Raw genomic sequence first — 13,471 nt, 5'->3', positions numbered from 1 at the left:
AGCTATTTTTATTGGACTAGGTAATTGACTTTATTACGCGTTAAACTTTTTTCGTTGCCGATTTTTTGCTGCTTTTGCTCTTACTACTTCCCCCTAGCCTGCTACCACGTGCCGATGCTGTCCGACCTTCCAGGTTGTCCATAATGCAACGGAATCCAATATAAGAACGCTTCTGATCTTCGTATTCGTAATAACGTGTACCCGTTTCGAGGTAGTAAGCAATGTCCTTCCAGGAACCACCACGCACCACTTTACGAGGCTCATCGGCATTCTGGTTGTCGGGGTTCATATCCCAGACAATGGCATTGGTGTTATCGGCATAGGCATCCCGGCACCATTCAGCTACGTTACCAGCCATGTTGTATAGACCGTAATCGTTCGGACTGTAGGCCGTTGCAGGCGCTGTGTATGGATAGCCATCAGCGTCGAAATTACCGCGCTGGGGTTTGAAGTTGGCCAGGTAGCAACCTTTCCCGTTTGCTACATAGGGGTTACCCCATGGATATTTGGCGCCACTCTTGCCGCCCCGGGCAGCCCATTCCCACTCAGCTTCTGATGGAAGGCGGAAACCAAATGATTTATAACCACCTTCTTTGGTGCGATAATCATCCAGCATGTTCGTACGCCATTTGCAGAAGTGGTTAGCTGCAATCCAGCTTACTCCTACTACCGGATACGTATCGAATGCCGGGTGAGCATAATAGTGCTCCAGCATTGGATCACCATTGTGATACGTGAAGTCGTTTTTCCAAACGGTCGTATCTGGATAAAACTTCGACATAATTTCTTCTTCGCCCAGTGTCGAAACCGAATCAGCCAGCAGTGCATTGATGTACTGACGGTATTCGTGGTTCGAAATTTCAGCATCGTCCATATAGAACGAGCTGATCGTTACCTGGCGGTTCATGTTAATCTGGGTTGCGGCCACATCTTCATCGGCCTGTCCCATGATAAACGAACCAGAAGGAATCAGCACCATTCCATAGGGAGTTGGCTGCTTCCAGCCTTTACGACCTGTGGCCGTAATTTCCCCATTCGTAACGCCAACTTCTCCTCCTTTGCCACCTTTGCTAAATTTTGATTTCAGGAAGCCACAACCTTGCATTAGCAGTACGACTGCTGCGACCATCACCATCCGGGTTGCGTTGACTGTATTATACTTCATCATCGTAGAACTTTGCTTCTTCTTGTGCGAGACCAGACTAAAAACGAAAATCTGTTTGGTTATTGTATGTAATCCCAGGACCTGAATTATTTTCTAACTCTATCCCGACCTAATGGGTTTTATGATTTAGACGAATTAGTACTGTATGAATCAGTCCATTCCCTCAAAAATAAGTGGCTATTCGCAAACTGCCTAACAAGAATACTGCCAAAATAGTCTGCAAACCTAAATTTTAGCCATTTCTTCTGCCTTAATATCGAAAACGAGGAGTACGGATAATTGGTTTTTTACGCGTGTCGATAGTAGGCAGGGCATAGCCTAAAATAATTTCATGCGATGTCGCACTTTTTATTTGAGTACCACTTGTCACAATATCCAGTGAGTATCCAACCCGTAGTGCATTGTTTCGCATTAGGTTGATCCCAGCCGTTGCCATAACTGCGTCTTTAACCCGGTAACCTATCCCGGCCCAAATACGGTTGTCATACGTTCCAAGAATGTTAACAGTCGCTACTGATCCGGGTAAGCCTTCTTTGGTACTGTACTGAAGCAATACCGATGGCTGTATATCAATATTATACCCAAAACCAAGTCGATAACCGGCTGATAAATACGCTTTGCTATCCGACGGATCGGTTTCATAACCAGTCGTGTAACTATACGTAGCCCGATTCAGGTGAGTCATACTTACACCTACCCAATAGTCGGTTGTATTGTAATAAATCCCGGCGCTCACATCAGGCTTAAACAGATTTATGCGCCCACCCGGCAGTAACGGGTCACCTGGGTCAGTTGGCCGGAACTGATTAAAATCGTACCCCCGGTTAAACATACCTGCCTGAACTCCCAGCGCCAGTGTCCCATTTTTCAAAGCCAGCCGGTACGCATACGACAATTGAATGGCCTGATTGATGGATGGACCGTATTTATCATTCAACGCATAAATCCCGATACCGCTTTTAATTTTATCCAAAGGCATCGTAAAGGAGAGCAATTGGGTGCTTTGCGCAGCACTACCGTCTCCATTACCTATCGTCTGATACCCCAGATATTGGGTTCGGTGGGTAATCTGCACTCTCGTTACCCCTTCTGATCCAGCAGCTGCCGGATTGTAATAGAGGGGGTTATACATATACATACTAAACTGAGGATCCTGCTGTGCCAGAACGGTCGATACAGCCATCGTCAGCGATAAAAAGGCAAAAACGTAAAATGTGCGAATCATACGGCCTAAGCAAAATTCAGAACTGCCATTGAGCGCTCTGGGAAATAAATCACAGTTTACATCTAAACGTGCGTAAGCGCAAATTATTGGGCTATAAAAAAAGGGGAAATGCCGGAAATTAGGTGATTAACCTGATTCCGGCATTTCCTTTCGTATAACCGCTAACGGTTCTCAATTGTTAGCCTTTTTTAGGTACAGGTCTAAGGCTCCCGTCATGGATGGGGCATTGGGCAATGGGGCTTCAATATCAAGTGTCAATCCGGCATCTGTAATGGATTTGGCAGTTGTAGGCCCGAAAGCTGCCATGCGAATACCGTTCTGATTAAATTCGGGGAAATTGCTAAACAATGAGCTTACCCCCGACGGACTAAAAAACGCAATAATATCATAACTCTTGATATCCAGATCCGACAGATCGGTAGGCACCGTTTCGTACATCACCGCTTCGGTGAAATGCAGGCCACTGGTATCCATGAATTCTGGAATATCGTTCCGACGGATGTTTGAGCACGGAAAAAGAAACTTCTCGTTCTTATGCTTTTTAATCAGATCGAACAGTTCAGTAGCGGTTTTAGTCCCATTAAAGATCTTACGCTTTCGGATAACAATGTATTTCTGGAGATAATTGGCCGTCTGTTCCGAAATACAGAAGTACTTCATATCGGCTGGCACCTCGATTCGCCCTTCCTGGCAAATCCGAAAGAAGTGATCAATGGCATTTCGGCTGGTGAAAATAATGGCCGTATGTGCCAGAATGTTAATTTTTTGACGACGAAAATCCTTGTGCGATACACCCTGAATCTGAATGAACGGGCGAAAATCGATTTGGATGTTGTACTTGCTGGCTAAATCGAAATAAGGAGATTTTTCGTCGGCGGGTCGGGATTGGGTCACTAACATCCGGTTTACTTTCGTAAGCCGGGCTTCGGCAGATTGCATGCTCGTCTCGTTCATCGAATCTCTACGCGGGTAATAGTCGGTTGGCAGTCGACAGCTCTCGTGGATAGTGCAACATGTATGGCTGACTATCAGATACACTGCGGGCTGAACATTCACTCATCAGATCGCAAAACGCAAACCAATGATGAGCGGGATCAATTCAACGATGCAAAGGTACGAAAATAAATAAAGATTCTTGATAGGGTCCAGACTACGGATCACAAAGTAGAGTAAGGCGAGCCGGGCAGTGTAAAACACGATCAGGGGTATCAACAACGCATTTTGCGACCAGTTTACCGCCGAAATGTTGAAGGCAATGACCGTGAGTAGGATCGCCAGGAATGTAAAAAATAGCAGAGAAGATTGTAAAATTTTAAAGTAATGGACGTTTACCACCTCCTCAAGCTTATACAGTCCGCCCATAATTTCAATGGCAATGTATTTGCCAATCAGGCTCATAAAAGCAGCCGCACTTAACAGAAAGAATTCACCTACCAGCCAGCCAAAATGTTGTTCACTTAATAATAACTCCCGCGAAGCAAATACGTCCAGATTACGGCTTTGGGCAAAAACGATCAGATAGGCAATCACAAAACTCAGGTTTAGCACAAACAACATGTTGGTACTACTGAGCGGTCGATTGATCAGGAACGACTCCTCCTGCGCTCGCAGTGAAACCAGATCGCGCAGGCTATAAAACCGTAGGAAAGCCCGGTGATAAAAGCTAAACAGGAAAGCATGCGTAGCCAGGAGAAATAACAATCCCAACCCCAGAAAATTGTCGTAAATCGTACGAAGGCGTGGGCGAACGCTGAGGTTATCGTCGCGTAGCACAACCGGTTTCTGTGTAGCTGATTTAGGATAGCCAATAAATAATTGTTTATCCTGAAGGCCGGCAGCGCCATAAATCGTCAGAAAAATTTCTGGCTGACGATACACTCGATACAAACTATCAATCCGCAAAACCTGCCATTGTCCTGCGCGAAGTTTTCGTTTAAGGGCTGAGTTGATGAACAGGTAACCGTCCTGCTGCGTCGTTACGAGGATACTATACTGTCGATTACTCTCCAGATCGACATAAACACTCAGTGCGGGTTGGTTGGCGTGCAACTCAACGATGTAGGGTACATAGGCCTTCGCCCGCTCGTCGTACACCTGAAAATCGTCGTGAAAATCATGTACGGGATAGTATTTACCTCCCGGACCAATGCCTGAGTTTCGCGACTGGCCGATTGCGAAGGAAAAAATAAAGAGCGAAAGAGCGAAAGAGCGAAAGAGCGTCACTATCAACATAGCCCTGCTACTTGTTGTACACTCTTTCACTCTTTCGCTCTTTCGCTCTTTCACTTTTTTATTTGCCTAATGCCTTAAGCATCGTGTCGCCGATCAGGGCAGGAGATTCAACTACATGGATACCACACTCACGCATGATAGCCATTTTAGCCGCTGCGGTATCGTCCGCACCACCCACAATGGCACCAGCATGGCCCATCCGGCGCCCTTTCGGAGCGGTTTGTCCGGCAATGAAGCCAACCACAGGTTTGCGGTTGCCGTCGGCTTTGATCCAGCGGGCTGCTTCGGCTTCCATACCACCACCGATTTCACCGATCATGACGATGGCTTCTGTATCGGGGTCGTTCATCAGCAGTTCGACGGCCTGTTTGGTCGTTGTGCCAATGATTGGATCACCACCGATACCAATAGCTGTCGACTGACCTAAACCTGCTTTGGTCAACTGATCTACCGCTTCATAAGTGAGCGTACCTGATTTAGAAACAATTCCAATGGTGCCTTTCTTGAAGATAAAGCCGGGCATAATTCCTACCTTACATTCTTCGGCTGTCATTACACCAGGGCAGTTTGGGCCAATAAGCCGCACATCTTTATCAGCCAGGTAGTTCTTCACTGCCACCATATCTTCTGTCGGTATGCCTTCGGTAATGCAAATGATTACTTTAATACCAGCTTCGGCAGCTTCCATAATGGCATCGGCAGCAAAAGCGGGCGGCACAAAAATGATCGAAACATTGGCACCAGCTTTATCAACAGCCTCCTGAACAGTATTGAATACGGGTCGGTCGAGGTGAGTTTGACCTCCCTTACCAGGCGTTACGCCACCAACCACGTTGGTACCATATTCGATCATCTGCTGGGCATGAAAACTGCCTTCCGAGCCAGTAAAGCCCTGGACGATTACTTTAGATTCTTTGTTGACTAAAACAGACATGATAGGTTTTAGAAATCGTTGGCGATACGGTTAACTAGAGGAAGACGCAAAGACATATGAAGAAAGACGGATGCTAATCTGATACTCTTTCTTCGTACGACTTCTTATCTCGCATCTCGTAAAAAGTTGGGCAAAAGTAGCCGAAACTTCGTAAATTACGTGATGATTTTTTCGCACATCCTTTCCGGCTCTATATTAGTCGGGGCGGGCGTCGGGGTGTTCTGGCACTTTTTCGGACGCATTTCCCTTTACAACCGGCTCTTGTGGGGATTTTTTTTGCTCACCACTTCATTGGCTGCCCTGATCGGTGTTATCCAATTTGCCGGAAATGAGTCGCTCGCGACTTTTCATCAATGGCTTATTGTCCTGTCTGATTCTCTGGGAGTTGTATGTGTTGTCACGGCAGTATATGCCTTGCTGAACAAGCGCACATTATCCTGGTTAACGTTTGTGGCGACCATCGTTTTTGGCCTGTTTCTATTTATTAATCTACTATCGCCTACTGCACAGGTTTTTACACCCATTGTTCCGTCACTTGGAATTTTAGTACTGATGCTCCTGGCAGTATTTTCATTGCTTCAGCGCGATAAGCGAGGAATGTGGGTTGTACTGGCAGCAATGGCTATGGGTTTGGCCACAAAAGCCGATTCGTTTAGCAGCCTGATTCATCCTACGGATTTTTATCACTATGTCACGGCACTGGCTTTGTGGTTCTTTGGCAAAGCTTCTGAACAGCCTGCAATGGTTCGGTAAGGAATTAAAATAACCAATTCGTTCGTTCGACAGTTACAGGAGGCAGCATAATGGATAGAATCCACTTATGCTGCTTTATTTATTACAATCACTACCTGTCTCAACGAACGTGAATTTACTGGAATTAGCCCACGATCCGGTGCAGGCTGCTCAGGCCGCCCGGCTTGTTTATATGAACGATACCATGCCTGGTATCCACCGGCAGCGACGCGGTCAGCAGTTTATTTATGTTGATCCAAAAGGGAATATAATAGATGATGAGAACACGCTAGCTCGTATTCGAAGTATGGTACTTCCGCCTGCCTGGGAAAATGTCTGGATCAGCCCTAAAGTCAATGGGCATTTACAGGCCACCGGCATCGACACGAAACAGCGAAAACAATACCGCTATCACACTAAATGGAACGCTATTCGGAGCGAAACAAAATTCTTTCGGATGGTTGCGTTCGGCGAAGTGCTGCCACTGTTACGTGAGCGTATCGCTACTGATCTGAAAAAACCTGTACTTTCTCGTGAGAAGGTAATTGCCATTGCCTTGAGTGTGATGGAGCAAACGCTGATTCGAATAGGTAATGCGGCCTATGAAAAAGAATATGGTTCTTATGGGCTAACGACATTGAAGAACCGGCATGTCAAACTTGAAGGCAGTGATGTACGCTTTAGCTTTAAAGGCAAGAAAGGCATTTACCACGACATTACTCTACACGACCGGCGGTTGGCTCGGCTAGTTAAAGCCTGCCGTGATATGCCAGGTAAAGAGTTGTTTCAGTATCTGGACCAGCAGGGTGAGCGGCACTCCATTGATTCCGGCATGGTCAACGATTACCTGCATGAAACCATGGGTGATGATTTTTCAGCTAAAGATTTCCGAACCTGGGCTGGTACGGTCAACGCACTGCGGCTCCTGGTCGAACTAGAACCTTGCGAAAACGAAAAAGAAGCGAAGAAAAATGTTAATACGGTACTGGACCAGGTAGCCCACCAATTGGGCAATACCCGTACTGTCTGCCGCAAACATTATGTGCATCCCCAGATACTGGACGCCTACGAATGTCAGGATTTAGCTCCTTATATCAAGCAAAAAGCCCGGTTTCGTCAAACCAGCCCGTACGGCCTCGATGGCGTTGAGAAACTGCTGCTGAGATTCCTGAAAGATCAAATCAAGACCGTGACCTAAGCGGTGTGGTTAATTAACGTGGGTGACTAATTATACTTTTTAAAGAACTTTTATCTGTAACCGTTCCACGCTGTAGACAAAACTTAGCCCTATCAGTTCATTAACTCGCTAAATAGATAAGCTCCGTGAAACAGAGTTGCATCTTTCATAGGTAGACTTGACTTTGTAGTTCATATCCTCAAACTTAGACAGTCCATTGATGTTCTTAATTCAGTTCACTTTAAAGGCGACACAATGAGACTACAAATGCACGCCGTTAAATTTACGGCAGACCAGAGCCTGTTCGATTTTATCCAGGCCAAGCTAGATAAGCTAGATACTTTTTATGACCGAATCATTGGAGGTGAGGTATTTCTTCGATTAGAAGGGGCCGACTCCAACAAGATCAAAGAAAAAATCGTCGAAGTTCGACTAATGCTTCCGGGCAAGGAGATTTTCGTGAAGGAACACGATAAAAGTTTCGAAAGCGCCACGGATAGGGTCATGGACGTCCTGAAAGACAAACTCGTTCGCTGTAAACAAAAACGCAACGATATTTCCAGCCCAGCTATTGCAGAAGCAAAATCCCGGGTTCAGCCTGAAGAAGAAATCTTCGAACCGGATGAGTTATAAACAATTTAACTAATCTCACAATGCGAAAGCCACTCCAAACGGGGTGGCTTTCGTATGTATCCACGGGCTTCAGCCCGTAACTGTCAATGAGAAACACGGGCTGAAGCCCGTGGATATATTAAAGGCTAAACTCGGTCTTGACTTGATCAACGAAGTCGAGTTTCTCCCAGGTAAACAGCTCTACCTCTACTTCTTTCGAGTGACCGTTTGAACCAAAGGTCTTCTTTACAACTTCATTCTTACGCCCCATGTGTCCGTAAGCCGCTGTTTCCGAATAGATCGGGTTACGCAGTTTCAGCCGTTGTTCAATGGCATAAGGGCGCATGTCGAAAATTTTGCCCACTTTCTCGGCGATTTCACCATCGTGCAAATCGACTTTAGCCGTTCCGTATGTGTTTACGTATAGACCGCATGGCTTGGCGACCCCAATGGCATATGAAACCTGAACCAGAACCTGATCGCAAAGACCAGCGGCTACCAGATTTTTGGCAATATGCCGAGTAGCATAAGCGGCTGAACGGTCTACTTTCGAGGGATCTTTTCCTGAGAAAGCACCACCGCCGTGAGCTCCCTTGCCACCGTAGGTATCTACGATAATTTTGCGACCTGTAAGTCCCGTATCACCGTGCGGACCGCCGATCACGAATTTACCGGTTGGATTAATGTAATAGGTGATGTCGTCGGTAAACAAACCGTGTAGTTCAGCTTTCTGAGCGGCTTTTACCCGTGGAATCACGATATTGATAATATCTTCCTTGATTTTCGCCAGCATCGTGTCGTCATCAGCAAAATCATCATGCTGAGTCGATACAACGATGGTATCGATTCGAATAGGCTGATGGTCGTCAGAATATTCGATCGTCACCTGCGACTTGGCATCGGGCCGTAAGTACGGCATCAACGAAAGCTCGTTATTGCGGATATTGGACATTTCACGCAGGATGGCATGAGCCAGATCCAGCGGCAATGGCATGTAGTTGTCGGTTTCGTTGGTCGCATACCCGAACATCATACCCTGATCGCCAGCGCCTTGCGCGTTAGCTTTGGTTTCGAAGTCGTCGTTTGCCACTTCCCGATCAACACCCTGGTTGATGTCGGCTGACTGATCGTGTAATGCCGAAAAAATACCGCAGGAGTTTGCTTCGAACATGTACTCGCTCTTGGTGTAGCCGATCTTACGGATCACCTCACGCGTGATTTTCTGAACATCCAGATAGGTATCGGTCTTAATCTCACCGGCTAGTACAACCTGGCCCGTAGTTACGAGGGTTTCACAGGCTACCTTGCTGGATGGATCAAAAGCCAGAAAGTTGTCAATCAGTGCGTCGGAGATCTGGTCGGCGACTTTATCAGGGTGTCCCTCAGAAACAGACTCGGAAGTGAAGAGATAAGGCATTGCGCTATCCGTGTGACTTGGTTTGAAAAGACAAATTTATGAGTTTCTGCGCACAGGACAAGCCTTAAACTTTGTACTTAACCACTCAACCGATCATCTTTCTTCGCAATACGTTAAAAAAAGCGGATACAAAGGGCCAGAACGGCATGGTTGAAAACAGCCGCAGCTCTTCAACGAAATGAGTGTCTTCGTCTAAAAACTTGAAGACCCGACGCGGGTTTTCCGTATAGATTCGTGTAAATATATCATCGGCCGGATAGCGGTGTTTTTCCAGCACATTTAGAAAAATACTATCGTAAAGTTTGAACCGACGCTTAAACCAGGGCTCTTTTCGATTCGGCTTGCCGGTTTCGGCCAGGTTTTGGACAATGGTCTGTAGGTAACGTTGGGTTCGCTGAAACGTATAACCCGTCGATGGTTTGGTAAAACCGCCAGCTGTACCGATGCGAATAATATGCTCTGACGGATTTTCCTGCGTAGGCTCGTCCGACATGGGAATCACACCATACTCCGTTTCGCAAATCTGGTAAGAACCTGTATCCAAATACGTTTCAATATATCGCTGGAGTTCGGCATCGTAATCGTCGTCGGACAGCAGCGTCGAGTTGAACAGCGTGAACTCAACGAGCGCTGTTTTTTCATCGAACGGGAGCACATACATAAACCGACAATCTCCTTGCTGATCGATGCGAAAGTCCATGATTTTGGGCTGTTCCGGATCAAAACAGGGCTTTGACGTCGTGATTACCCAACCTTTGAAATGCTGAAGCAGATTATGATTTTCGGGTTGATCCAGTTTCAAGCTGAACGTACTGTCGAAAATATAATCGGCAATGTAGGGCTCGTCGTCGGCAATAATAAATCCACCCTGGGGCGTGTCTTTTATTCGCTGGATAGTAACCTGTTTCTGCTCTACGTTTGGCCACTTGGCTAACTCGGCTTCCATAAAGCTGTAGAAATCGATACCCCGTAGCATTTTGTACCGATACCGCCCCATATCGAGCGGCCCAGCATAGGTGGTCCCGTGAAATACAATCGACTTCCAGGTACGAAACAATATTGACTCAAATGGCCGCGTGCGAGCCAGTCGTTGGTGCATACGTGCCGAGATCGGCTCTCTGGGGTCACGTTCCCAGAAACACCAGGTTCGGTCGTTACGGATTTTCTGTTCGCGGTCCAGAATGAGAATGCTTCGGTCTCGTAGGGGTGACTGAAGCAGGTAATAGGCCAGACTTAACCCGGCCATACCTCCTCCCGCGATAATGAAATCGTATTTTTTCATGCAGTAACGAAAAAGTCCGGGCCGTGGGTCCGGACTTTCGTCTTTAAACTAATGAAACAGCCTAAATTGTTTTGGCAAGCTTACACATTCACGTGTTTCTCGGCATGATAGCTCGACCGAACCAGCGGGCCCGACTCCACATATTTCAAGCCACGCGCTAATCCTTCCTCACGGTACATGGCAAACGTTTCGGGGTGAATCCACTCAATTACTTCGTGGTGCATCTTGGTAGGCTGTAAATATTGGCCTAGCGTCAGCACGTCCAGTCCGTTTTCAGCCAGGTCATCCATTGCTTTAAATACTTCGTCATGGGTTTCGCCAAGGCCAAGCATAATGCCCGATTTGGTCCGTTGACCATATTCTTTGGTCCGACGAATCTGCTCCAGACTGCGTTCATACCGCGCCTGTGGCCGAACGCGCCGGTACAGTCGTTCTACAGTCTCCATATTATGAGACACCACTTCCTGACCCGCCGAAATCATCCGTTCCAGGGCTTCCCAGTTTCCTTTTGTATCAGGAATCAGCGTTTCAATGGTAGTAGTGGGCGACGCTTCTTTGATCAGACGAACCGTTTGATACCAGATTTCAGCACCCCGGTCTTTCAGTTCGTCGCGGTTTACAGAGGTAATAACGGCATGTTTTACCTTCATCAGCACGATAGCTTCGGCCACCCGCCGGGGTTCGTCGGTATCGTACTCGTTGGGGCGTCCGGTGGCTACTGCACAGAAAGTACAGCTCCGCGTACAGACATTTCCCAAAATCATAAATGTAGCGGTTCCGGCCCCCCAGCACTCACCCATGTTTGGGCAGTTGCCGCTTTCGCAAATGGTGTGGAGCTTATGCTCATCGACCAGTTTACGAACTTTGGCATATTCAGGTCCAATGGGCAGTTTGACTCGTAGCCAGTCGGGCCGTTTCGGGACGCCCGCCCGGTTACGTTGTTGTTCGGAGGGTATTACGGGTAGTTCAATCATATCACCTCATTCCTTTCCAGCAAAATTCGTTTTTCTGCCGGAAAGTTCATGTAAAGGAGTTAGTAGTTAGAAGTGAGAATGCTGGCGCAAGCCAAAGAGAATATGCGTCAGCATTCTCACTCCTCACTTCTAATGACTAACTCCTATTTCTTACTTCCAAAAAATAAGGTCAGGTAGGCTGACGTAAAGAAGTTGCGGTTACCATCTTCCCGATTGCCATTTGGGCTCTGGTTGGGAATTATAACCACTTTGTTTGGGAAAACTTCGGCCAGGAAACCGATTTCAATACCTGTAGTATTGGCCCGGAAAGCACTTAGTTCAAAACTCAACGCGGCTTTTACATTTAGCCCCACCGTAAGTTTCGACTGGTCGAGCCCCTGAAAAAAGCCGCCAGCCCCTGTAACAGTCTCACCCGACACGGTCGCAAAGCCATTTACCTGAGAAGCCGGGACACTCCGGGACGAATTGCCGTAGGAAACGTCGAGATAGTACGGTTTGATAATTCCCAGCGATGGTCCACCCGCCAGAATCCCACTGACTGCGATGCCTTCATCACCCGTGCGCTGGAATAATTTTACCTCACGACCATATTGCGGACGCAGTACAAATAAATAATTTTCTTTTCCGACAATGTAGCGTGAGCCAACGGAATTGATCGACGACTGGATTTCTTTAGGATGTTTAACGTTGACGATCTCTATACTCAGGTACCGGTATTGGGACATGCCCATCAGTTTACTGGATAACAGCTTCGATCGCCGATAGGAAAAACCGCCAATTATCCCAGAATTCGTATTGGTTGTAATCCCAAACGTTGTGATCGTGTGATAATTTTCGTCATCACTATCCGTATTTTGGGCATTGACGACTTGCCCGGATATGAGTACCCCCCCCAACGCAAGTCCAAGTAGTCTGTATAAAGTTCGCATTTTCGTAATATCCTGAAATTAAAACTAATCATTTTTATACGTATTCACAAAATCGGCCAGCACAATTAGCGTAACTACCGCATTATTTATATGTTTAGAGCGAAAATAATAGGTAAGCCCATTTTTTAACGAATTTTTAGGGAATGGTATCACTATGGCTATCCTAGCTCTACGGCGCTGATAATCATCGGCTACCGTAGAATCCAGAGAATCAAAAAGCCTATCGAATCTACTCAGGACAAAGCAATTTATTTATCAGCTCATTGAGCTTCCTATCTGATCTTATTTATTTCTATGGCAACAATCCATATCGACTACATTGGCGGACTTCGCTCCGATTGTGAGCATATCCAATCGGGCACCCACATTAATACCGATGCCCCTACCGACAATCAGGGTAAAGGAGAAGCATTTTCGCCGACCGACCTGGTTGCCAATGCGCTGGGCACCTGCATCATTACCACAATGGCCATACATGCCCGGCGTGATGGTATTGATCTGACAGGCAGCGAACTGGATGTAACCAAAATAATGACCAGCCAGCCCCCCCGAAAAATTGCCCGTATTGAAGTAAATCTGACGCTTCGGGCCAATCGGGAAGGGGTAGCCTTTATGCCTGACGACGAAACCCGCACCCGGCTGGAACGGATTGCGCATACCTGTCCGGTGGCGCTTTGTCTGCATACCGATGTTGAGCAGGCGGTTCGTATTCAGTGGAATGAATCTGTCCCTAGCAACGTCTAAATCTTCAGGTCGGCTGGAATTTGGCAGTTCCAGCCGGCTTTACGTCAA

13 protein-coding genes are annotated in these 13,471 nt (G+C 46.9%); 4 read left to right on the top strand and 9 right to left on the bottom strand.

Going from position 1 to position 13,471, the window contains the following annotated elements:
* Positions 1 to 40 precede the first annotated feature (40 nt).
* The 5 genes from porK to sucD form a co-directional block, all read right to left on the bottom strand.
* Complete coding sequence (gene porK, locus ACYVFD_RS10200) at positions 41 to 1,168, bottom strand: T9SS ring complex lipoprotein PorK/GldK (RefSeq protein ID WP_461089876.1); 1,128 nt, start codon at positions 1,166 to 1,168, stop codon at positions 41 to 43.
* 247 nt (positions 1,169 to 1,415) lie between these two features.
* A complete protein-coding gene (locus ACYVFD_RS10195) occupies positions 1,416 to 2,390 on the bottom strand; it encodes a PorP/SprF family type IX secretion system membrane protein (RefSeq protein ID WP_461089874.1) in 975 nt (324 codons plus the stop codon).
* Between the two features lie 171 nt (positions 2,391 to 2,561).
* Positions 2,562 to 3,344: a uroporphyrinogen-III synthase gene (locus ACYVFD_RS10190; protein WP_461089872.1), complete on the bottom strand. Its 783-nt coding sequence runs from the start codon at positions 3,342 to 3,344 to the stop codon at positions 2,562 to 2,564.
* Positions 3,345 to 3,449: 105 nt separating this feature from the next.
* Positions 3,450 to 4,622, bottom strand: coding sequence for a DUF4271 domain-containing protein (locus ACYVFD_RS10185; protein ID WP_461089870.1), 1,173 nt, complete (start codon positions 4,620 to 4,622; stop codon positions 3,450 to 3,452).
* A gap of 58 nt (positions 4,623 to 4,680) precedes the next feature.
* Positions 4,681 to 5,556, bottom strand: a complete 876-nt coding sequence (gene sucD / locus ACYVFD_RS10180) for a succinate--CoA ligase subunit alpha (RefSeq protein WP_461089868.1) — start codon at positions 5,554 to 5,556, stop codon at positions 4,681 to 4,683.
* Between the two features lie 162 nt (positions 5,557 to 5,718).
* Between sucD and ACYVFD_RS10175 the strand changes: the two genes are divergently transcribed.
* From ACYVFD_RS10175 to ACYVFD_RS10165, 3 genes are all read left to right on the top strand, one after another.
* A complete protein-coding gene (locus tag ACYVFD_RS10175; RefSeq protein ID WP_461089866.1) occupies positions 5,719 to 6,309 on the top strand; it encodes a DUF6962 family protein in 591 nt (196 codons plus the stop codon).
* Between the two features lie 109 nt (positions 6,310 to 6,418).
* The gene (locus tag ACYVFD_RS10170) at positions 6,419 to 7,486 is read left to right on the top strand and encodes a DNA topoisomerase IB (RefSeq protein WP_461089865.1); all 1,068 of its coding nucleotides are present in this window, start codon (positions 6,419 to 6,421) and stop codon (positions 7,484 to 7,486) included.
* A gap of 234 nt (positions 7,487 to 7,720) precedes the next feature.
* Positions 7,721 to 8,098, top strand: a complete 378-nt coding sequence (locus tag ACYVFD_RS10165) for an HPF/RaiA family ribosome-associated protein (RefSeq protein WP_461089863.1) — start codon at positions 7,721 to 7,723, stop codon at positions 8,096 to 8,098.
* A gap of 118 nt (positions 8,099 to 8,216) precedes the next feature.
* On the opposite strand, the gene metK is transcribed toward ACYVFD_RS10165, so the two are convergent.
* The 4 genes from metK to ACYVFD_RS10145 all read right to left on the bottom strand — a co-directional run bounded on the left by metK (position 8,217) and on the right by ACYVFD_RS10145 (position 12,679).
* A complete protein-coding gene (metK, locus tag ACYVFD_RS10160) occupies positions 8,217 to 9,494 on the bottom strand; it encodes a methionine adenosyltransferase (RefSeq protein ID WP_461089861.1) in 1,278 nt (425 codons plus the stop codon).
* Between the two features lie 85 nt (positions 9,495 to 9,579).
* The gene (locus tag ACYVFD_RS10155) at positions 9,580 to 10,776 is read right to left on the bottom strand and encodes a lycopene cyclase family protein (RefSeq protein ID WP_461089859.1); all 1,197 of its coding nucleotides are present in this window, start codon (positions 10,774 to 10,776) and stop codon (positions 9,580 to 9,582) included.
* An 80-nt stretch (positions 10,777 to 10,856) separates the two neighbouring features.
* Positions 10,857 to 11,750 (bottom strand): lipoyl synthase, encoded by an 894-nt coding sequence (gene lipA / locus ACYVFD_RS10150; RefSeq protein WP_461089857.1) that lies wholly within the window; start codon positions 11,748 to 11,750, stop codon positions 10,857 to 10,859.
* Positions 11,751 to 11,893: 143 nt separating this feature from the next.
* The gene (locus ACYVFD_RS10145) at positions 11,894 to 12,679 is read right to left on the bottom strand and encodes a hypothetical protein (RefSeq protein ID WP_461089855.1); all 786 of its coding nucleotides are present in this window, start codon (positions 12,677 to 12,679) and stop codon (positions 11,894 to 11,896) included.
* 294 nt (positions 12,680 to 12,973) lie between these two features.
* On the opposite strand from ACYVFD_RS10145, the gene ACYVFD_RS10140 reads away from it, so the two are divergent.
* On the top strand, positions 12,974 to 13,423 hold the full coding sequence (locus tag ACYVFD_RS10140; RefSeq protein ID WP_461089853.1) for an OsmC family protein: 450 nt from the start codon (positions 12,974 to 12,976) through the stop codon (positions 13,421 to 13,423).
* Positions 13,424 to 13,471 lie beyond the last annotated feature (48 nt).

Source organism: Spirosoma gilvum, assembly GCF_054776815.1.
Note: the sequence above shows the minus strand (reverse complement) of the source record. Positions and strands in the feature narration are given on the sequence as shown.

Coding starts and splice junctions, on each gene's coding strand:
- porK (WP_461089876.1), bottom strand. CDS start 1,168: ATGATGAAGTATAATACAGTCAACGCAACCCGGATGGTGATGGTCGCA.
- ACYVFD_RS10195 (WP_461089874.1), bottom strand. CDS start 2,390: ATGATTCGCACATTTTACGTTTTTGCCTTTTTATCGCTGACGATGGCT.
- ACYVFD_RS10190 (WP_461089872.1), bottom strand. CDS start 3,344: ATGAACGAGACGAGCATGCAATCTGCCGAAGCCCGGCTTACGAAAGTA.
- ACYVFD_RS10185 (WP_461089870.1), bottom strand. CDS start 4,622: ATGTTGATAGTGACGCTCTTTCGCTCTTTCGCTCTTTCGCTCTTTATT.
- sucD (WP_461089868.1), bottom strand. CDS start 5,556: ATGTCTGTTTTAGTCAACAAAGAATCTAAAGTAATCGTCCAGGGCTTT.
- ACYVFD_RS10175 (WP_461089866.1), top strand. CDS start 5,719: ATGATTTTTTCGCACATCCTTTCCGGCTCTATATTAGTCGGGGCGGGC.
- ACYVFD_RS10165 (WP_461089863.1), top strand. CDS start 7,721: ATGAGACTACAAATGCACGCCGTTAAATTTACGGCAGACCAGAGCCTG.
- metK (WP_461089861.1), bottom strand. CDS start 9,494: ATGCCTTATCTCTTCACTTCCGAGTCTGTTTCTGAGGGACACCCTGAT.
- ACYVFD_RS10155 (WP_461089859.1), bottom strand. CDS start 10,776: ATGAAAAAATACGATTTCATTATCGCGGGAGGAGGTATGGCCGGGTTA.
- lipA (WP_461089857.1), bottom strand. CDS start 11,750: ATGATTGAACTACCCGTAATACCCTCCGAACAACAACGTAACCGGGCG.
- ACYVFD_RS10145 (WP_461089855.1), bottom strand. CDS start 12,679: ATGCGAACTTTATACAGACTACTTGGACTTGCGTTGGGGGGGGTACTC.
- ACYVFD_RS10140 (WP_461089853.1), top strand. CDS start 12,974: ATGGCAACAATCCATATCGACTACATTGGCGGACTTCGCTCCGATTGT.